Raw genomic sequence first — 19279 nt, 5'->3', positions numbered from 1 at the left:
CTGAAAGACCGTTTCCACTCCAACACATTTTGCTTTAGGGCCCCTCGATGTCCAAATCTGTCAAGAAGGTGGTGCTTGCCTATTCCGGCGGCCTCGACACCTCGATCATCCTGAAATGGCTGCAGACCACCTATAAGTGCGAAGTCGTCACCTTCACGGCCGATCTCGGCCAGGGCGAGGAGCTGGAGCCGGCGCGCCAGAAGGCGCTGCTGCTCGGCATCAAGCCGGAAAACATCTTCATCGAGGACCTGCGCGAGGAATTCGTACGCGACTATGTCTTCCCGATGTTCCGCGCCAACGCCCAGTATGAGGGCGTCTACCTGCTCGGCACTTCGATCGCCCGCCCGCTGATCGCCAAGAAGCAGATCGAGATCGCCGAGAAGACCGGCGCCGACGCCGTCTGCCACGGCGCCACCGGCAAGGGCAACGACCAGGTGCGCTTCGAACTCGGCTATTATGCCCTCAAGCCCGACGTCACCATCATCGCTCCCTGGCGCGAATGGGACCTGCGCTCGCGCGAAGCCCTGATCAAGTTCGCCGAGGAGAACCAGATCCCGATCGCCAAGGACAAGCGCGGCGAGGCGCCCTTCTCCGTCGACGCCAACCTGCTGCACTGCTCCTCGGAGGGCAAGGTGCTGGAGGATCCGGCGCTCGAAGTGCCCGATTATGTCTATTCGCGCACCGTCGACCCCGAGAAGGCGCCGGATACCCCCACCGTCATCACCATCGACTTCGAGAAGGGCGATGCCGTCGCCATCGATGGCGTGAAGTTGAGCCCAGCCGCCCTGCTGGCCAAGCTCAACGAGCTTGGCCGCATCAACGGTATCGGTCGCCTCGATCTCGTCGAGAACCGCTATGTCGGCATGAAGTCGCGCGGCATGTATGAGACGCCCGGCGGCACCATCCTGCTGCCGGCCCACCGTGCCATCGAGAGCATCACCCTCGACCGTGGCGCCGCTCATCTCAAGGACGAGCTGATGCCAAAATATGCAGAGCTCATCTACAACGGCTTCTGGTTCTCGCCCGAGCGCGAGATGCTGCAGGCCCTGATCGACAAGAGCCAGGAAGCGGTGACGGGTTCGGTGCGCCTCAAGCTCTACAAGGGCGGCGTGCATGTCATCGGCCGCGAGAGCCCCTATTCGCTCTACAGCCAGGACCTCGTGACCTTCGAGGAAGGCGCTGTCGCGTACGACCACCGCGACGCCGCCGGCTTCATCAAGCTCAACGCGCTCCGCCTGCGCACCCTGGGCAGCCGCAAGCGCAAGTTGGGGGTGTGAGACATTATCGAAGGCGACAGACGTCGCTTTATCCTGCGATGAAAGCCCTTTCCGACCACCGGAAAGGGCTTTTTGCTTTCAAAATGATCAATATGATCAAGAAAAGCCCGCATAAGACAACATTGCTGACCTAAATATGATGCAACGCAAAATCTAATTGTGCGACGCACTTGATTCCGGTTGCCAATAAGACAATCACAATATTTGGAGGTTGCGAGTCTGATGTTCCTTTAACTCAAAAGTACCAATTGAAAACTTGTCTGAGGATTGCAATAGTCCAGCCCGTTGGTCACATGGTGATCGGAACACGAGCAAGGCAATCCCATGATCAGGAAACTCGTCCTGCTATTCACTGGCGCCATGATGGCGCTGGCGGCGACGCTCTCGGTAGCGCAGGCCGCGCCCAAGACCTATTATTGGATCTCGCATGGCGGACCGGCTGACCCGGTCTGGACCTACTTCCTCGCCGGCGCCAAGCAATGGGCGGCCGACACGGGCAACACCGTGAACACCTCCTTCCACTCCAACGACGTCGCCTCCCAGCAGGAGGCCTTCCGCGCCGCCATCGCGGCCGGCGCTGACGGCATCGTCACCACCAGCCCGGATCCCGGGAGCCTCGGCAAGATCGTCGCTGAAGCCCATGCCAAGAAGATCCCGGTGATCAATTTCAACACGCCCGATCCGGCGGCCGGCTTCGACGCCTATGTCGGCGGCGACAATGTCAAATTCGGCACGGCCTGGGCGCAATATCTGGTCGACCACAAGCTGGTGAAGTCGGGCGATTTCGTCTGGCTCCCCGTTGAAGTGCCTGGCGCCACCTATGGCGTACAGGAGGAGCAGGGCATCTCCTCGGTGTTCAAGCCGCTCGGCATCACCTGGGAAGTCACCGAGACCACGCTCGACCAGGGCGAGGTCATCAGCCGCATGAGCGACTATCTCACCACCAACCGCAAGAAGATCAAGGCGATCATCGGCCTGGGTGACCTTGCCACCGGCAGCATCAAGCGCGTGTTCGACCAGGTCGGCGTCAAGCCCGGCGACATTCCGGTCGTAGGCTGGGGCAACTCGCTCGACACCACGCAGGAAGTGCTCAACGGCTATGTCAATGCCGCCCAGTGGCAGGATCCGCAGGCGACCAGCTATATCGCGCTTTCCATGGCGTCCATGGCCGCGAGCGGCATCCGCCCTGGCTTCAACGTCATCACCGGCGCCCTCTATGAGAAGGATGCCGCCCAGATCTACGACAACATCCTCAGCGGCAAGAAATGATCTCCTGAAGGGCGCTTCCCTTTGAGGGGAGCGCCGTTTTTCATTGATATTTTGTCTTTTGGCCTAGGATATCACGTGGAACAGCGTTCATTGCTCCAGCGAGCGATAGCTCGCCCCGAATTCGGGCCCTTCGTGCTCCTCGTTCTCGAACTCATCGTTTTCACTTCCATCAATCCCGACTTCATGTCGGCCGATAATATCAGCAATATCCTGGCCTTTACCGTCGAGCTCGGTCTCATCGCGCTTGCCATGACGCTGCTGATGACCTCGGGTGAATTCGATCTGTCCGTCGGCTCTCTCTTCGGCTTCTCGCCGGTGCTGATGTGGACGCTGTACAACAGTGGTGCCACCTCGTTTGGTGTTGCCTTCGTGATCGCCCTGGTGGTCGCGGCCCTCATCGGCCTCGTCAACGGGCTCTTCGTCACGCGGTTGAAGATCCCATCCTTCCTCGTGACCCTGGGCATGCTGCTGGTGGTGCGCGGCACCGCCCTCTTCGTCACCAACGGCTTCCCGCAGCGCACCTGGAACGCCGGCGACCTGCCGCTCGCCAATGTCCTGGTCGGCACCTTCTATGTCGGCAGTTTCAGGGTCTATATGTCGCTGCTCTGGTTCGCCGCTGCGGCGATCGTGCTCGGCTATGTTCTGACCCAGACCAAGGCCGGCAACTGGATCCAGGCCTCCGGTGGCAACCCCAACGCGGCGCGGGCGCGCGGCGTCAATGTCAACCGCACCAAGGTCTATCTGTTCATGGTGTGCGCCGTGCTGGCGACGCTGGCCGGCATCATCTCCTCGATCCGCACCTCTTCGGCCAATCCCAATTCCGGCACCGGCTATGAGCTCGAGGTGATCGCCATGGTGGTGATCGGCGGCACGGCGCTGACGGGCGGGCGCGGCACCATCATCGGCACCGTGCTCGGCATCTTCATCCTGCGCGTGATGCGCAACGGCATCGTGCTGATCGGCGTGCCGGGCCTGGCCTACAACATCTTCATCGGCGCCATCATCCTCGGCATGATGGCCCTGCATTCATGGCTGGATCGCCGGCATCAGGAAGGAAGCTGAGCCAATGACGAATTCGGCCGACGAACTCATCCGCATGCAGAACATCGCCAAGTCCTATGGCCGCATTCGCGCCATCGAGGACGTGACGCTGACGGTGGCCAAGAGCGAGATCGTCGGCCTGCTCGGCGACAACGGCGCCGGCAAATCGACCCTGATCAAGATCCTTTCCGGCGCGGTGCCCGCCACCTCCGGCGACATCTTCATTCGCGGCCAGAAAGTGAATATACGCACGACCACCGACGCCATCGCAAACGGCATCGAGACGATCTACCAGGACTCGGCCCTGGTGCCGCAGCTCTCGATCGCGCGCAACCTTTTCCTCGGCCGCGAACCCATCCGGGGCCCGCGCTTCCTCAACCGCATGGACAAGGACAAGATGAACGAGGTGGCGCGCGCCCTGCTCCGCCAGGTCGGCATCACCAAGAACATCGCACCGACGACGCCGATCAGTTCGCTGTCAGGCGGCGAGCGCCAGGCGGTGGCGATCGCCAGAGCCATGCATTTCGACAGCGACCTCATCATCCTGGACGAGCCCACCAACAATCTCGGCGTGGCGGAGACGCAGGGCGTGCTGAACTTCGTGCGCAACGCCCGCAATTCCGGCCATTCCTGCATCTTCATCGCCCATAACATCCACCACGTCTTCCAGGTCGTCGACCGCATCGTGGTGATGCGCCGGGGTCGCGTGGTGGCCGATGACATCGATCCGAAGAAGACAAGCGTGGAAGAGGTGGAGCGGGTGATCACGGGGATGGATCACTGAGCCTGGATTAGTGATCTCCTGCCGTCATTCTCGAACATCCCTTCTGCAGGTCGAGAAGATGGCGGTCGGAGACCGCCACTCCAAAGTCGGACGTGGCTTGACGCCACTCAGTCCATTTCACGACCCGCCGCTCAAATTTGGTACCTGACAATCGCGCTGCAATCGGTAAAACAGGCTCGGAATATCGGGAGCCCTCATGAAGAAACTCGTCATTTTCGATCTCGACGGCACGCTGGCATTGAGCAAGTCCGCCATCGATGCCGAGATGTCCACTTTGCTCGGCAAGCTGCTCACCGTCGCCCAGGTGGCCGTGATCTCGGGCGGCGACTGGCCGCAATTCGAGAAGCAGTTCCTCTCGAACCTCGCGCAGGGCGACCAGTTCGACCGCCTGTATCTGCTGCCGACCTGCGGCACCAAATTCTTCAGCTATGACAAGGGCGAGTGGAAGCCCGTCTACCGCGAGGACCTGTCGCCCGAGGACAGGCAGCGCATCATCGCGGCACTCGATGCCGCCTTCGAGGAGTCCGGTTTCAAGCCGGAGCGCATCTGGGGCCAGCGCATCGAGGATCGCGGCAGCCAGATCACCATGTCCGCCCTCGGCCAGGAGGCCCCGCTCGACGCCAAGCATGCCTGGGATCCCGACTTCAAGAAGCGCACCATCCTCAAGGGCTATCTCGACAAGTCCCTGCCCGACTTCTCCGTGCGCATGGGCGGCGCCACCTCGATCGACGTCACCCGCCAGGGCATCGACAAGGCCTATGGCATCCATAAGCTGCGCGATCGCCTCGGGATCGCCATCGACGAGATGATCTTCGCCGGCGACGCGCTCTTCCCGGGCGGCAACGACTATGCGGCGAAGGAAGCCGGCGTTGATTCGATCCGCGTGCGCGATCCCGAGGAGACCAAGCGGGTGATCGAGACGATCGTCTCCTGTCTGGGAGGGGCGGTGTAAGGGCGCGGCTCAAAGCCTCCCCCACAAAGCTGGGGGAGGTGGCCGAACGAAGTGAGGTCGGAGGGGGTGTGGCCAGGAAAGGGCGCGAGAATCGTTAACTACTGTCCCATTTCCTGCACCTCACTCCGCCCACACCCCCTCCGAGCCGGCTGTGCCGGCCCACCTCCCCCAGCTTCGTGGGGGAGGCTTCCCGCGCCCCTTTTTGCAGCGTCTCGCCGCTCCGCATCTTGTCTGACCTATCGGCAAAATGCTTCATTGCTTGAAAGCATCGGGAATCAGGGAGAAGCGCATGTCTGGTCAGGGTAAGGTCGCCATCGTCACGGGTGCGGCGACGGGAATCGGCAAGGCGGTCGCCCTGGCGTTTCTGGAAAATGGCTGGTCGGTGGTGTTCACCGGACGCCGCAAGGAGGTGCTCGAAGCGGCCATTGCCGAGAGTCCGAAGGCTTCGGCCGGCCGCGCCATTCCTTCCGACGTCACGGATCCCGCCTCCGTCGCCGCCCTGTTCGACGCCACCGTCGCCGCCCTTGGCCGCGTCGACCTCGTCTTCAACAATGCCGGCACCAATGCACAGGGCCTGCCGATCGAGGACCTGCCCTTCGAGCAGTGGAAGGCGGTTGTAGACACCAATATTACCGGCGTGTTCCTGTGTACCAAGGAAGCTTTCCGCGTGATGAAGGGCCAGAGCCCACGCGGCGGACGCATCATCAACAATGGCTCGATCTCGGCCACGGCCCCGCGCCCCAATTCGGCGCCCTACACCGCCTCCAAGCATGCGGTGACCGGCCTCACCAAATCGAGTTCGTTGGACGGGCGCAAATATGACATCGCCTGTGGCCAGATCGACATCGGCAACACGCTGACCCCGATGGCCTCCAGAATGTCGGGCGGCGTGCCCCAGGCCGACGGCTCGATCAAACCCGAGCCTACTTTCGACGTGAAGCATGTCGCCGACGCCGTGCTCTACATGGCCAGCCTGCCGCTCGAGGCGAATGTGCAATTCATGACGGTGATGGCGACGAAGATGCCGCTGGTCGGGCGAGGCTGAGAGCGTCTTACCTTCAGATCACCCAGAATCGCAAAATGCATTTGCTGCCAGAGAGTTGATCTGGAACTCCGCTCCCGCCTGAATGCATTATGCTCCAGCGATCAATGGCGGCAGCATTGAGCCGGTTGCGCCCTCGTCCTGCACAGGCATGACGAGGTGATCGGCACATCTGCCTTCGCCAGCGCTGCGGCGAGCTTGACCTGCAGAGCCGGCAGCTCCTCGCTCTCCCCGCGCTGGTGCAGGCATTCCACCAGCCCGTGCAAGGCCCAGACATTGTCGGGATGCCGCGCGCAACGTTGCACCGCCCGGCTCAAGCCGAGATCGTCGCGATAGACCTGCTCGGCTTCGGCATAGTGGCCCTGGTCCAAAAGGAGGGCGGCCAGCGCATGGCGGGGCGGATGCATCCAGGCCCAGGGCTCGGTGTAGGACAGGTTGTCGTCAAGCTGCACCGCCTGACGCAAATGCGCATAGGCTTCCTCGTGGTGGCCCTTGTGAAAAGCGAGTTCACCATCGAGCAAGGCAGCGCCGACGGCCAGGGAGGCCTGTGTCGGGTTGCTGAGGAAGCGCCTTTCGGGCGGGATGCCGGCGACGTGCCGCTGAAATTGCTCGCGCTGGCGCTCTGCATTGGCGAAGTCGCGCAGGGCCGCATAGGCGACGCCCTTGGCGTAGTGCTGCATGGCGGTCGTCACGACGTAAAGCTGCGGATCGCCAATCATCGGTTCGTCGATGATGTCGAACCAGCGGCCAAAGCGCACCAGCACATGCGATTTCATAGCGTGGTAGCCCTCCACGGTCTGTGTGAACTTGGGCCGCTCGGCGAGCCCGACGACATCCCGCGTCACCAGGCTGCGCACCTTGTCGGCAGCCCAAAGGGCCGGTCCCCGCTGGCCCAGGAACATGCAGGTGAACATCATGAGATGGAGGTCATGGCAGCAGCCGAGCAGGTAGTAGGTCGGGTCATCGGCATAGCCAAGATATTTGTCGTTGGCGCGCACCGCCTTTTCGCTGGCAAGCTTGGCTTTCTCGTACTCGCCGCAAAGCACATAGATATGCCCCGGCATATGGTTCATGTGCCCAGCATCGGGGCACATCGTGCCGAGCCTGTCGGCCGAGCGCATGCCGCGTTCCGGCATGGTCGACATCTCGAGGAGATGGATGTGCAGATGCAGGATCGCCGGATGCTGCGGCGCGCCGGCCGCGTCGGCGAGGTCAATCGCGCGTTCGCACACCTCGAGGGCCTCCAGGACATCCGAATTCGGCGCCGGCTCGCCGGTCTTGAGATCCCACAGGCGCCGAACCGTGCGCATCATCAAGGCTTCCACCAGCAGGGCCATCACATCGGGATCGTCTGGGAAGGCAGCATAGACGCGCCGCATCGCGGCGGCGTAGTCATCGTCCCATTGCTGGAGTTCGAACGCAGGGCCCCCGTACGGCTTCTGAAACCGACGCGCCAGCGCCTCGATCAACTGTCTCTCGACCTCGCTGGCGCCGGCAGCCCTGGCGCGGGCAAGCTGGACGTTATCGAAGCAGCGCCGGGTCGCCCGGTTCAGCTCGGCTTCGCCATGCTCCTTCCAGGTCAGGTTGTAGAAGGGCCCGCTGGCATAGGCGATGCCCCAATGCGCCATCGCGCAATCCGGGTCTGACACCAGCGCCTTCTCGAAACACTTGATGCCCTCGTCATGGTTGAAGCCGTAGCACCAGTTGAGACCGATATCGAACTGGCGCTGGCTTGCCGCCGAACGGGTGGAGATGGGACGGCTGTAAGTGCCGAGGTCGAAATGATCCATGCCCGCTTTTTCTCATGCAATCCGTCCTTGGCTCCATACCACACCGCCGCCGATGGCCCGAACTTCAATGGATCAGGAGTTCCGTGCGGTATCGGCCAGCCAGCGCGCCTGCCTTCGCCTGCCGCTCGGCGATTTCCGCCGGACTGAGAGGCGGCGGAGGCGCTGTGGGGCTATCGACCGGATCACCAATCGCCATGAAGAACTCATCCAGCCCCGCTGGCGTGCACATGCAGAGCATGCGCGCCGCCCTGTCCGAGATGTTCCTGAAAGAATGCGGGGCATTCGCTGGTATGCTCACGCTGGATCCCGCCGTAATGGTGACGGTCTCGCCCCGAAAGGTGAACGAAAGCTCGCCTTCCAGCAGCGTGAACATTTCCTCGAAATCGTGACGGTGGGGCAGCGGCCCGCCGCCAGGCGGCACGTGCATGTCGATGAGGCAATAGCGGGCGCCGGTCTGTGCGCCACTCACCAGGATCGTGTAGGTGTCGCCGGCGACCGAGATGTGAGGCAATTCGGGCGCTGCCGGATTGGCGATGGTGAGAGATCGCTTGAGATCGTCCGCCGGAATCGATGCTCCTTCATGAGCGCTCGTGTCTGAACTTTCGGCCATTCTGGGCTCCATTCAAAGGGTGAGATCGAGGACGATCTTGCCTGGCGCGTGCCCTGTCCGGTTGCGCTCCAGCGCTGCGGCCAGGCCCGCGTGATCGACCACCTCGGCGATGTCGGATTGTGCCCGACCCGTAGCGACCATATCGGCAATGGCGCTCAATTGTGCGGCATCAGGCTTCATCATGAAAAACTGTCCCTTGCGACCCGAGGGAGTGCGACCCGCAATATCGAAGGCCGCCGTCGAGACGATGGCGCCTCCATCGGCAAGCACGGACCAGGAGCGGTCCACCGCGTCCCCGCCGACGAGGTCGAGAACGAGATCGATATCCCTGACGTGATCCTCGAAGCGTTCCGTATGACGGTCGATGACTCTATCGGCTCCCAGGCCGATAAGATAGTCGCGGCTGGAGCCCGAGGCCGTAGCCAGGACGGTTGCACCCGCTGACTTGGCGAATTGCACGGCAAAACTGCCGACGCCGCCAGATGCACCGTGGATCAGAACGGTCTGGCCGGCCCGCAATTCGCCCTCGGCCCGAAGAGCCTGCCAGGCGGTCAGGGCCGCGACCGGCAAGGCAGCCGCCCGAACATCCGATAGTCCGGCTGGCGTCGGGCAAAGCTTGCCTTCATCCACGGCAACAAAATCGGCGTAGGCTCCAAGGCCTGCGAGCGGCCCCATGACCCGATCTCCAACCTTGAACCGGGTGACGCCGGGACCTGTCGCGGTCACGACGCCCGCGAGTTCGATGCCCAGGGTTGCCGGCAAGACGAGCGGGAAAGCGTCGCGAACGAAGCCTTCCCGGATCTTCCAGTCCAGGCCGTTCACGCCGGCTGCATGAACCTGGACAAGAACCTGGCCAGGTTCGGGCGCCGGGACCGGCACCGTATCGAAAGACATAACCTCCGGGCCGCCATAGGCGTGAAGCCGGTGCGCGCGATTGCCTTGCATGATCATTCTCCTCAAAGCGACGGTTCAGCTCGTCGTAGGGCAGCAAATAGAGTGTTGCGATTTGGAAACACAGACTCTAAGTTTGAGATGACTCGTCTCAAAATTGGATCGATATGAACATCGAGGCCCTCGGCAACTTCAATCTTGTGGCCCTCCATGGCGGCTTCGGAAAGGCGAGCCGAGCCAGCGGACGCTCGAAGGCGACCCTGTCGCGGCAGGTAATGGAACTGGAGGAGAGCCTCGGCGTCCGCCTGCTGGAGCGAGGCTCGCATTCCCTGCGCCTCACCGAGGAAGGGGCTGCATTGTTCCGGCGCACCTCTGGGCTATTGAGCGAAATTACGCAGATCGGGCGGGAAGTCGCAGGGGGGATTGCACGGCCGGCCGGTTTGCTGCGCATCAGCGCGCCGGTTCTGTTCTCCCATGTCGCACTGGGCCGCCTTGCCGCGGACTACCGGCGCGCTTTTCCGGATGTTCGGCTCGAGATCACCGCGGAGGACAGGTTCGTCGACCTCATCGATGACGGCTACGACCTGGTGGTCCGGGTCAATCCCCGCCCGAGCAGCGATCTGGTCGGACGATGCTTCCTGCGCGATCAGATGCTGGTGGTCGGGCCGCCGGCCCTGTCTCGACCCAGGCTGGACGGCGCAGTTGGAACAGCCACGCATGTTCCGGCCGTCGTCCTGGCGGCCACGGCAGAAGGAAGCCTGTGGCAGATGGCCGATGAACTGGAAGGTTTCACTCTGATTCCCGACCCCGTTCTTCGCCTGTCGTCGATTCTCATGGTGCGTGATGCGGTTCGAGCGGGCGCGGGGGCGGCATTGCTGCCCCTCTCGATGGTCGCTGGCGATCTGGCGGCCGGGGTCCTGGTTTCCTGGGGAAGAGCGTCGGACCGGGACGTGGAGGTCTGGATCCTCCATGCCTCCCGCCGGCTGGCCAGCAGCAAGGTCACGAGCTTCATCCAGTTTCTATGCGATGCTTTCCCGAACGGCGGCTGGCCGGACGGGGACAGCCGCCCTGGCCGCACGTGAAATTCGCGCGACTGGCGGCAGTGCGTGGGAGCCGCGCCTCGTCAATGCCTCGTATCGGCCCCCACCACGGCGGGCCTCAACACGCACATCTCCTCGCCCGAGAAGGTGCGGGAGCGGGTGATGAAGCGCTTCTCCGTGCCGTTGTCGAGCGAGAACATGCCGCCTCGTCCGGGCACCACGTCGATGATGAGCTGGGTGTGGGCCCAGGCGGCGAATTGCGACTCGCTGATATAAACCGGCGCCTCGCCGATCCTGCCGAGCAGCACGTCCCTGTCGCCGACGATGAAATCGTTCTGCGGGTAGCACATCGGGGATGAACCGTCGCAGCAGCCGCCCGACTGATGGAAGAGTACCGGGCCATATTTGGCCTGCAACGTCTCGATAAGCGCCAACGCCGCCGGCGTCGCCATCACGCGTTCAGGGATGGATTCGTCCATGGGGGCTCCTTCGGAGTGGCGGTCTCTGACCGCCATCTTCCTTCCCAATAAGCGTCTCGTATCCAAGAGTGGCGGTCGGAGACCGCCACTCCAAAGATGGCCGCCGCTCGATTGCTCAGAAGAAGCCGAGCTTCTTGGGCGAGTAGCTCACCAGCAGGTTCTTGGTCTGCTGGTAGTGGTCGAGCATCTTCTTGTGGTTCTCGCGACCGATGCCGGACTGCTTGTAGCCGCCGAAGGCCGCATGGGCCGGATAGGCGTGGTAGCAGTTGGTCCAGACGCGCCCGGCCTGGATGGCGCGGCCGAAGCGGTAGGCGCGTGTGCCGTCGCGGGTCCAGATTCCGGCGCCGAGGCCGTAGAGCGTATCGTTGGCGATGGAGAGCGCCTCCTCGTCGTCCTTGAAGGTGGTCACCGAGACGACGGGCCCGAAGATCTCCTCCTGGAAGATGCGCATCTTGTTGTTGCCCTTGAACACGGTCGGCTTGATGTAGTAGCCGCCGGCGAGGTCTCCGGGCAGGTTGTTGCGCTCGCCACCCGTCAGCACTTCGGCGCCTTCCTGGCGGCCGATGTCGAAATAGCTGAGGATCTTTTCGAGCTGTTCGGAAGAAGCCTGCGCGCCGATCATGGTGGCGGGATCGAGCGGGTCGCCCTGCGTGATGGCGTGCACGCGCTTCAGCGCCTTCTCCATGAAGCGGTCATAGATGCTCTCGTGGATGAGGGCGCGGCTGGGGCAGGTGCAGACCTCACCCTGGTTGAGCGCGAACATCACGAAGCCTTCGATGGCCTTGTCGAGGAAGTCGTCGTCCTCGGCGGCCACATCCTTGAAGAAAATGTTGGGCGACTTGCCGCCGAGCTCCAAGGTGACGGGAATGAGGTTCTGGCTGGCATATTGCATGATCAGCCGGCCCGTCGTGGTCTCGCCGGTGAAGGCTATCTTGGCGATGCGGTTGGAGGAGGCAAGCGGCTTGCCGGCTTCCAGGCCGAAGCCGTTGACGATGTTGACCACGCCGGGCGGCAGGATGTCGGCGATCAGCTCGGCGAGGACGAGGATGGAGGCCGGGGTTTGCTCGGCCGGCTTGATGACCACGCAATTGCCGGCGGCAAGGGCGGGCGCGAGCTTCCAGATCGCCATCAGCAGCGGGAAGTTCCAGGGAATGATCTGGCCGACGACGCCGAGCGGCTCATGGAAGTGATAGGCGATGGTGTCATGATCGATCTCGGAGATGCCGCCTTCCTGGGCGCGCAGCACGCCGGCGAAATAACGGAAATGGTCGACGCCGAGCGGCAGGTCGGCGGCCGTGCTCTCGCGGATCGGCTTGCCGTTGTCCCAGGTCTCGGCGAGGGCGAGGGTGGGCAGATTGTCTTCGATCACCTTGGCGATGCGCAGGAGGAGCAGCGAGCGCTCGGCGGCGCTGGTGCGGCCCCAGGCGTCCTTGGCCTTGTGAGCGGCGTCGAGCGCAAGTTCGATGTCCTTGGCATCCGAGCGCGCGATCTCACAAAGCACGCGGCCATTGATGGGCGAGGTGTTCTCGAAATATTGGCCGCCGGCGGGCTCGACCCATTTGCCACCGATGAAATTGCCGTAGCGCTTCTTGAACAGGGTTCCAGGCGAACGGACGGCTTCAGGTTTGTTCATGCAAAGTCTCCTCCTTGATGCGCGCCATGATGCGGCGTCGTCTGTGGGGAGGATGGGACGGAAGGGGCGGACTGTCAGGGTGGGGTGAGCGATCGGGAAGGGGAAGTGTCGCAGCGGTGAGACAGGTAGCGGAAGGAAAGTGAGGCGCTACCCAATACAAAGGGCGCTACGCGAGCCTCCCCCACGAAGCTGGGGAGGCTAGTCGCGCCTTTGGCCGCTACGCTCCTTCCCGCCCGATCCCGAGCCGGTCCAGCTTCCGGTGCATCGTCGCCCGGCTGATGCCGAGCAATCTCGCGGCGGCCGACACATTGCCCTTGGCCCGCGACAGCGCCTGGCGCACGGCGACGCGTTCGGCGCTGGCCAGCGCCTCCTCCGGCCGGGCGCCCTCGCCGTCGAGCAGGTCGCCGGCGGGGAAGGGGTTGCGCAGGCGCTCGTCCGTCAGGCCATAGGCGAGGCGGGCGGCGCGGCTGGCGCCGATGACGAGGTCTTCGCGGTCGACGGCGAGCAGCCCCGCGGGGCCGCTGCCGGTGTCGGGGCCGATCAGGATGCGGGCGTGGCGAAAGGTCTCGCGGAAATGTTGGGTCTCGATGCGATGCGCCGCCTCGCGGGTGGCAGAGGCCACCAGCTTCAGGAGCGCCGGCGTCAGGTCGGCACGGCATGTGGAGACATCGAGAGCAGCCATCTGCCGCCCCTGTGCATCCCAGATCGGCGCCACCGTGCAGCTCAGCCCGATATTGCGGGTGAGAAAATGCTCATCGCGATGGATGGTGAGCGCCCGCCCTTCGGCGATGCAGGTGCCAACGCCGTTGGTGCCCTCGCTCGCCTCGCTCCACACCATGCCCGTCCACAGGCCGACAGCACGGAAATCCGCATCGTCCCCCACCATGCCGCGCCGGTCGAGCGGCACGCCGGCGCCGTCGGTGAGCAGCACGCAGCAGCCGGCATCGCCTACCGACTGGAAGAGGCGGTCGAGCGTGCCTTGCGCCAGGCGCACCAGCAGTTCCATGCGGTCATAGGCGGCACGGAACTCGCAGTGCGTCAGGCTTTGCGGCGGAGGCGCATTGTCGGGATCGAGGCCATAATGGGTGAGCGAGCGCGACCAGGAGGCGGCCACCGCCGAATGGGCACTGGCGCTTCCGTTATTGAGGATCGCATAGACCTGGTCCGCATGATGCGCGCGGCCCGCGTTACCCATTCCCGGCATTCGCTCCGCCCTCCGCATGCATTCGGGTCCTGCTGGGACCGTCGACGCGGTTGGGGCCATAATCCGACTGAATTCCGCGGGGTGTCAATCGGCCGGGGGAATTTAATCTCCTATCAAAGCGCTTTGGATTGAAGAATTTGGGAATCACGAAGCGCGACCCAAGCCCCCCCACGAAGCTGGGGGAGGTGGCCGAAGGAAGTGAGGTCGGAGGGGTGTGGCCCTGCGGGCTCGGCCTTGCGGAGGAGGACTCGCCATTCCGGCCGGAGGGTAGCGAAGAGCCGGAATGACGCCGCTATGCTTTATCCTCATAAGTCCAGCCCGTTGGGCCACACCCCTCCGTCATTGCTGCGCAATGCCCAGCGCGCACTTGTGTGCGCGATACCCCCAGCTTCGTGGGGGAGGCTTAGGTCGCGTCCCTACCCCAATCAATCGCCACGTCACGATTCAATTTGTTCAGACATATTGCAGTCGTTTCATTGACATCTGCGTCAATCATACAATACAAAATGATTGCCCATCGCTGCAGGCAAAGAGCGGCGCGAAGCGGTCAGCACACGGGATAAGTGGCGGCCGGCCGGAAAGCACAAAGACACAGACGGAGGAAACCATGAAACACGGAAAATGCGCGCTCGCGCTGCTCTCGGGTGCCCTGCTCTGGGCGCCCCTCCAGGCGGGCCATGCCGCCGAAACCGGCGTGCTCTCCAAGGCCGTCGGCGGCTACACCTTCGAGGATGCGGCCAAGGAATCGCCCGACACGAAGAACTTCCATTCCAAGGACGGCAAGCTCACCTTCGCCATCATCACCCACACCGCCGGCAACGGCTTCTTCGACCCGACCTATGTCGGCGCCAAGGTCGCGGCCGACGCCTTCGGCATCAATCTGGTGATGCTGGGCTCGGAAGCGCCCGTCGACGACATCCCGCGCGAAATCGAAATCCTCAACCAGGTGGTGCAGGATCCCACCATCGATGGCGTGATCATGACGACACCGCAATCGGGCGCCTATGACGATCTCGTCAAGAAGCTCGAGGCCAATGGCGTACCGGTGGCCACCACCAATTCCTACGATCCCAACCTTTATGACCGCCTGAACATCTCGCATACGGGCCAGGATTCCTCGGCTGCGGCCATCGGCGGCGCGGCCCTCGCCAAGTGCCTGATCGACAAGAAGGTTTCGGGCGGCTCGGTAATCTTCCCATCGACAACGACGCTCGGCAACGAGGAAGTCAACCGCCGCGTCACCGCAGCCTTCGAGGCGACCGTAAAGGCGTTGAACGCAGCCGGCGTGCTTGCCAATTTCAAGGTCGACGCCGGCCCCAAGAATATCGGCATCGACGTGGACAAGGATAATGTCACCGGCTCCATCGTCTCGCTGATCGAAAGCCGCGGCGACGTCGTCGGCGCCTTCGGAGCCAACGGCTTCGTCACGCCGGGCCTCGGCGACGCCATCTCCCAGAAGCAGCTCAACAACAAGATCTGCGCCTTCGGCTTCGATCTCGGACCCAAGCAGCAGGAGCAGATCAAGACGGGTGCCCTCACGGGTTCGCTCGGGCAACAGCCCTTCCTGCAGGGCTTCTGGCCCGTGATGCAGCTCTACCTGCAGATCGACCGCGGCATCGCCGCCGCCAATCTGGACACGCGGGCCCAGCTCGTGACCAAGGACAGCCTCGGCAACGTCGGCAAGCGTTTCGAGAATTGAGGATCGCCGACGGGCGCGGCTTCCTCGCAGGCCGCGCCCAGGTCTCCAAGATAGACTGCTAAGGCGCGACTTTGGAGTGGCGGTCTCTGACCGCCATCTGTCTTCTCCGCGAGCATGGCGCGTCCAAGAGTGTCAGTCGGAGACCGACACTCCAAACTCGCCACTCTCGTCTGGCCCTTGTCCCGCCCATCTTCGTGCCGGAGTACCGCCGCCATGAGCATATCCGCGCCAGATCCGGCCATCGGCTCGACCCATCGTTCAGGCCGTCCCTCGGCGCAGCTCGCAGGCGGCTGGGAGGCCGGCCTTTTGCTGTTCATGCTGCTGATCTACCTGGTCGGCGTCTATACCAACCCCACCTTCTTTGCCTCGGGCAGCGCCTTCGGGTCCGTGCTGCGCGATGCCGCCCGCTACGGCGTGATGGCCTGCGGCATGACCTTCGTCATCGTCGACAAGGATCTCGACCTCTCCGTCGGCTCCACTCTCGGCCTGGTCGCCACCATCTTCTCGATTTCCTACGCACAGGCCTTCTTCGATTCCGGCGTCACCACCGCCATTCTCGTCGCCATGGGCGTCGGCGTGTTCATCGGCTTCCTGAATGGCTGGCTGGTCACCGTGATGCAGGTGCCCTCCTTCATCGCCACGCTGACCATGCTGTTCATCGGGCGCGGCTTCGTGCTGGGCTTCACTGGCGGCAAGACCATCGCCTACGACACCAAGGCGCGCGGCGATTCCTGGTTCTTCCACTGGGGCGAGACCAACAGTTGGGGCGAGGCTCATGGCTTTGCCTTCAACAACCAGATCGTGATCTTCCTGGTCGTCGCCGTCATTGCCGCCATCGCGCTGGCCAAGACGCGCATCGGCTACGAGACCTATGCGGTCGGCGGCAACGAGCAGGCGGCCATCTATGCCGGCATCGCCTCGCGCTGGGTGCGCGTGCGTGCCTATGTCTTCTCGGCGCTGGCGGCCACGCTGGCAGGGCTGATGAATTGCGCCCAGAACAAGGGCATGGATTCGAGCTTCGGCGCCGGTGCCGAGCTGATCGTCATCGCCGCGACCATCGTGGGCGGCGCCTCGATCGCCGGCGGGCGCGGGCGCGTGCTCGGGGCCTGCCTGGGCGCCATCCTGGTCGAGCTCATCGACGTGGTGCTGCGCCAGGGCATCCCGATCACCAGGGTCGTCCAGGTCGCGGGCATCGACATGAAGGTGCAGCAACTGGCCCAGTTGCCGCCCGGCGCCGTGCCGGCCTTCCTTGGCCTGATGCTGCTGATGGCGGTGCTGATCGAGCCCTATGTCATGCAAAAGCGTGTGCTCGCCCGTCTGATCGCCCGGCTGACCGGCCGCCCGCTGCCAATCTCCTTTGACAGCGGCGGCATCGCCATCTCCCAGCCGGCGACCAAGGGCACCAAGTCGCAGTCGCGTGGCGTGGGCGTCAGGGGCTGGCGCGCCTTCTTCTACCGGCGCGATGCCGCCGCCATCATGCTGGCCTTGGTGCTGTGGCTGGCGGGCCTCTATCTCAGGCCCGATTTCTGGGGTTCGCTCGACAACACCTTCAACCTCGCGCTTGCCTTCACCGAAATCGCCTTGCTCGCAGTCGGCCTCACCTTCGTGATCGCCAATGCCGATATCGACCTCTCCGTCGGCTCGGTCCTGGCACTGTCGGCCTCCACCGCGGCCTTCCTGATGCATGAATATGGCTGCGACCCTCTGTTCGCGGTGCTGGCGGCCATCGTTGTGGGAACGCTGGCCGGCATCTTGAACGGAGCACTCACCGTGCGCTTCGGCATGCCGGCCTTCGTGGCGACGCTGGGTATGTTCTACATCGCCCGCGGCATCGGCGCCTGGTTCTCGGCGGGACGCCAGCTTTCCGGCTTTCCGGAGAGCTATACGCTGCTTGGCCGCAAGATCATCGAGCTGCTGATCTATGTGCACATGGAGCCCGGCCCCGGCTTCCTGCGCAATCTCGCCGGAGCCGTTTCGGTGCAGACGGTGATCATGGCGGTGATCGCCATCATCGCCGGCATCATCCTCGGCAAGACCACCATCGGCGAGATGGTCTACGCCACCGGCGGCAACCTGCGGGCGGCGCAATATTCGGGCATCAACGTCAACCGGGTGCGCTTCCTGAGCCTGACCTTCTCGGCCTTCTGCTCGGCGCTCGCCGGGGTGATCTATGTCGCCTATTACCGCAGCTTCAACCCGTCGGCCGGCATGGGCCGCGAGCTCGATGGCATCGCCTCGGTGATCATCGGCGGCGGCTCGGTGTTCGGCGGCTACGGCACCATCATCGGCTCGCTGGCAGGCGCAGCGGTGATCACGCTGATCCGCGGCCTGCTTTCGCTGCAGATCTTCCTGCCGGACGGATCCTCCTTCGTGATGCCGCAGCATTGGGTGAACGTCTTCATCGGCCTCATCCTGATCATCGCCGTGCTGGGGGACATCTGGATCCGCCAGCAGGGCATAGTGGGCGTTTGGCTCAAGGCGCTTCGCCGAAAACCGGCCGCCACGCCGGCCGCACCGGCGCCCGCCGCCAATCCGGCCGTCGGCGAATGAGATGTCGAACGATGAGCGCTCTGTCATCGCCGGCCGAGTTGCTCGCGAGAGTAGCGAGAGAGAACGAGTGGAAAGGGATCCAGGGCTCACTGGGCTCAGACCTTTGGCTCCTGGATCCCCTTCCCGCGCTTCGCGCGCCGGGGATGACAGCCCTATTCTGCTTCGGCAAGTCACTTGCCGGGGCCACCGATATAACCCTCTCGGGAGACGCCCACGATGACGCAAGCGACCACCCCGCTCATCGAAATGCGCAACATCAACAAGAGCTTCGGCGCCGTGCAGGCGCTGAAGGACGTCAACCTGCATCTGATGCCGGGCGAGATCCTCGGCCTGGTCGGCGACAATTCCGCCGGCAAGTCCACGCTGATGAAGGTGATGACCGGCGCCTATCTCCGTGACAGCGGCGACGTGCTGGTCAACGGCCAGGAGACCCATTTCAAGGGCCCGCATGACAGCCGGGCCCTCGGCGTCGAGATGATCTACCAGGACTTCGCGCTATGCGGGAACATGGATATCGGCCAGAACATCTTCCTCGGGCGCTGGCCCAAGCGCATGGGCATCTTCGTCAATCGCGAGAAGATGTACGCCAATGCCAGCGAGGTGCTGAAGCGCCTGAAGGTGGACGTGAATTCGGTCTACCAGAAGGTCGAGAGCCTGTCGGGCGGACGCCAGCAATCGGTGGCGATCGCCCGCGCCATCTCTTTCAATCCCAAGCTGGTGGTGCTGGACGAGCCCACGGCCAACCTCTCGGTGATGGCGACGGAGCGGCTGCTGGAGACCATGGCCGAGTTGAAGCGCCAGGGCGTGGCGCAGATCATCATCTCCCACCGAATGACCGACATCTTCGAGGTAGGCGACCGCATCATGGTGCTCAAGCGCGGCCAGAATGTCGGGGATCGCTACATCAGGAACACCAGCGAGAAGGAAGTGCTCGAGCTGATCGTCTCGGGCACCCCGGAGACGCGGCTGACGGCAGACGAAGCTGCCGCGGGTGCCCAGTTGGCGGGGGCGTAGTGGG

16 protein-coding genes are annotated in these 19279 nt (G+C 63.6%); 10 read left to right on the top strand and 6 right to left on the bottom strand.

What is annotated here, in order from left to right; all coding sequences use genetic code 11:
• The first annotated feature begins 47 nt into the window (after positions 1–47).
• The 6 genes from ACMDCR_RS04250 (at position 48) to ACMDCR_RS04225 (ending at position 6368) form a co-directional block, all read left to right on the top strand.
• Complete coding sequence (locus tag ACMDCR_RS04250) at positions 48–1277, top strand: argininosuccinate synthase (RefSeq protein ID WP_413991327.1); 1230 nt, start codon at positions 48–50, stop codon at positions 1275–1277.
• Positions 1278–1601: 324 nt separating this feature from the next.
• Positions 1602–2546 (top strand): substrate-binding domain-containing protein, encoded by a 945-nt coding sequence (locus ACMDCR_RS04245; protein WP_413991326.1) that lies wholly within the window; start codon positions 1602–1604, stop codon positions 2544–2546.
• A gap of 75 nt (positions 2547–2621) precedes the next feature.
• Positions 2622–3608 carry an ABC transporter permease gene (locus tag ACMDCR_RS04240; protein WP_413991325.1) on the top strand — a complete coding sequence of 329 codons (987 nt, stop codon included), beginning with the start codon at positions 2622–2624 and terminating at the stop codon, positions 3606–3608.
• Between the two features lie 4 nt (positions 3609–3612).
• Positions 3613–4371, top strand: coding sequence for an ATP-binding cassette domain-containing protein (locus ACMDCR_RS04235; RefSeq protein ID WP_413991324.1), 759 nt, complete (start codon positions 3613–3615; stop codon positions 4369–4371).
• A 196-nt stretch (positions 4372–4567) separates the two neighbouring features.
• Positions 4568–5323, top strand: a complete 756-nt coding sequence (locus tag ACMDCR_RS04230) for an HAD-IIB family hydrolase (RefSeq protein ID WP_413991323.1) — start codon at positions 4568–4570, stop codon at positions 5321–5323.
• Between the two features lie 289 nt (positions 5324–5612).
• Positions 5613–6368 carry an SDR family oxidoreductase gene (locus ACMDCR_RS04225; protein ID WP_413991322.1) on the top strand — a complete coding sequence of 252 codons (756 nt, stop codon included), beginning with the start codon at positions 5613–5615 and terminating at the stop codon, positions 6366–6368.
• A 101-nt stretch (positions 6369–6469) separates the two neighbouring features.
• Here ACMDCR_RS04225 and ACMDCR_RS04220 read toward each other — a convergent pair whose 3' ends face one another.
• The 3 genes from ACMDCR_RS04220 to ACMDCR_RS04210 all read right to left on the bottom strand — a co-directional run bounded on the left by ACMDCR_RS04220 (position 6470) and on the right by ACMDCR_RS04210 (position 9710).
• Positions 6470–8155: a hypothetical protein gene (locus tag ACMDCR_RS04220; protein WP_413991321.1), complete on the bottom strand. Its 1686-nt coding sequence runs from the start codon at positions 8153–8155 to the stop codon at positions 6470–6472.
• 64 nt (positions 8156–8219) lie between these two features.
• Positions 8220–8765 (bottom strand): cupin domain-containing protein, encoded by a 546-nt coding sequence (locus tag ACMDCR_RS04215; RefSeq protein ID WP_413991320.1) that lies wholly within the window; start codon positions 8763–8765, stop codon positions 8220–8222.
• 12 nt (positions 8766–8777) lie between these two features.
• On the bottom strand, positions 8778–9710 hold the full coding sequence (locus tag ACMDCR_RS04210) for an NADP-dependent oxidoreductase (RefSeq protein WP_413991319.1): 933 nt from the start codon (positions 9708–9710) through the stop codon (positions 8778–8780).
• Between the two features lie 113 nt (positions 9711–9823).
• Between ACMDCR_RS04210 and ACMDCR_RS04205 the strand changes: the two genes are divergently transcribed.
• Positions 9824–10738: a LysR family transcriptional regulator gene (locus ACMDCR_RS04205; RefSeq protein WP_413991318.1), complete on the top strand. Its 915-nt coding sequence runs from the start codon at positions 9824–9826 to the stop codon at positions 10736–10738.
• 41 nt (positions 10739–10779) lie between these two features.
• Here ACMDCR_RS04205 and ACMDCR_RS04200 read toward each other — a convergent pair whose 3' ends face one another.
• The 3 genes from ACMDCR_RS04200 to ACMDCR_RS04190 all read right to left on the bottom strand — a co-directional run bounded on the left by ACMDCR_RS04200 (position 10780) and on the right by ACMDCR_RS04190 (position 14003).
• Positions 10780–11175: a DUF779 domain-containing protein gene (locus tag ACMDCR_RS04200; RefSeq protein WP_413991317.1), complete on the bottom strand. Its 396-nt coding sequence runs from the start codon at positions 11173–11175 to the stop codon at positions 10780–10782.
• 115 nt (positions 11176–11290) lie between these two features.
• Positions 11291–12808, bottom strand: coding sequence for an aldehyde dehydrogenase (adh, locus tag ACMDCR_RS04195; RefSeq protein ID WP_413991316.1), 1518 nt, complete (start codon positions 12806–12808; stop codon positions 11291–11293).
• A gap of 217 nt (positions 12809–13025) precedes the next feature.
• Positions 13026–14003, bottom strand: a complete 978-nt coding sequence (locus ACMDCR_RS04190; RefSeq protein WP_413993822.1) for a GAF domain-containing protein — start codon at positions 14001–14003, stop codon at positions 13026–13028.
• Positions 14004–14619: 616 nt separating this feature from the next.
• Here ACMDCR_RS04190 and ACMDCR_RS04185 point away from each other — a divergent pair.
• From ACMDCR_RS04185 to ACMDCR_RS04175, 3 genes are all read left to right on the top strand, one after another.
• The gene (locus ACMDCR_RS04185) at positions 14620–15711 is read left to right on the top strand and encodes a substrate-binding domain-containing protein (protein ID WP_413991315.1); all 1092 of its coding nucleotides are present in this window, start codon (positions 14620–14622) and stop codon (positions 15709–15711) included.
• 213 nt (positions 15712–15924) lie between these two features.
• Positions 15925–18261, top strand: a complete 2337-nt coding sequence (locus ACMDCR_RS04180; RefSeq protein WP_413991314.1) for an ABC transporter permease — start codon at positions 15925–15927, stop codon at positions 18259–18261.
• A gap of 216 nt (positions 18262–18477) precedes the next feature.
• Positions 18478–19275: an ATP-binding cassette domain-containing protein gene (locus ACMDCR_RS04175; RefSeq protein ID WP_413991313.1), complete on the top strand. Its 798-nt coding sequence runs from the start codon at positions 18478–18480 to the stop codon at positions 19273–19275.
• Positions 19276–19279 lie beyond the last annotated feature (4 nt).

Source organism: Labrys okinawensis (assembly GCF_047345005.1).
GTDB lineage: Bacteria > Pseudomonadota > Alphaproteobacteria > Rhizobiales > Labraceae > Labrys > Labrys okinawensis.
Note: the sequence above shows the minus strand (reverse complement) of the source record. Positions and strands in the feature narration are given on the sequence as shown.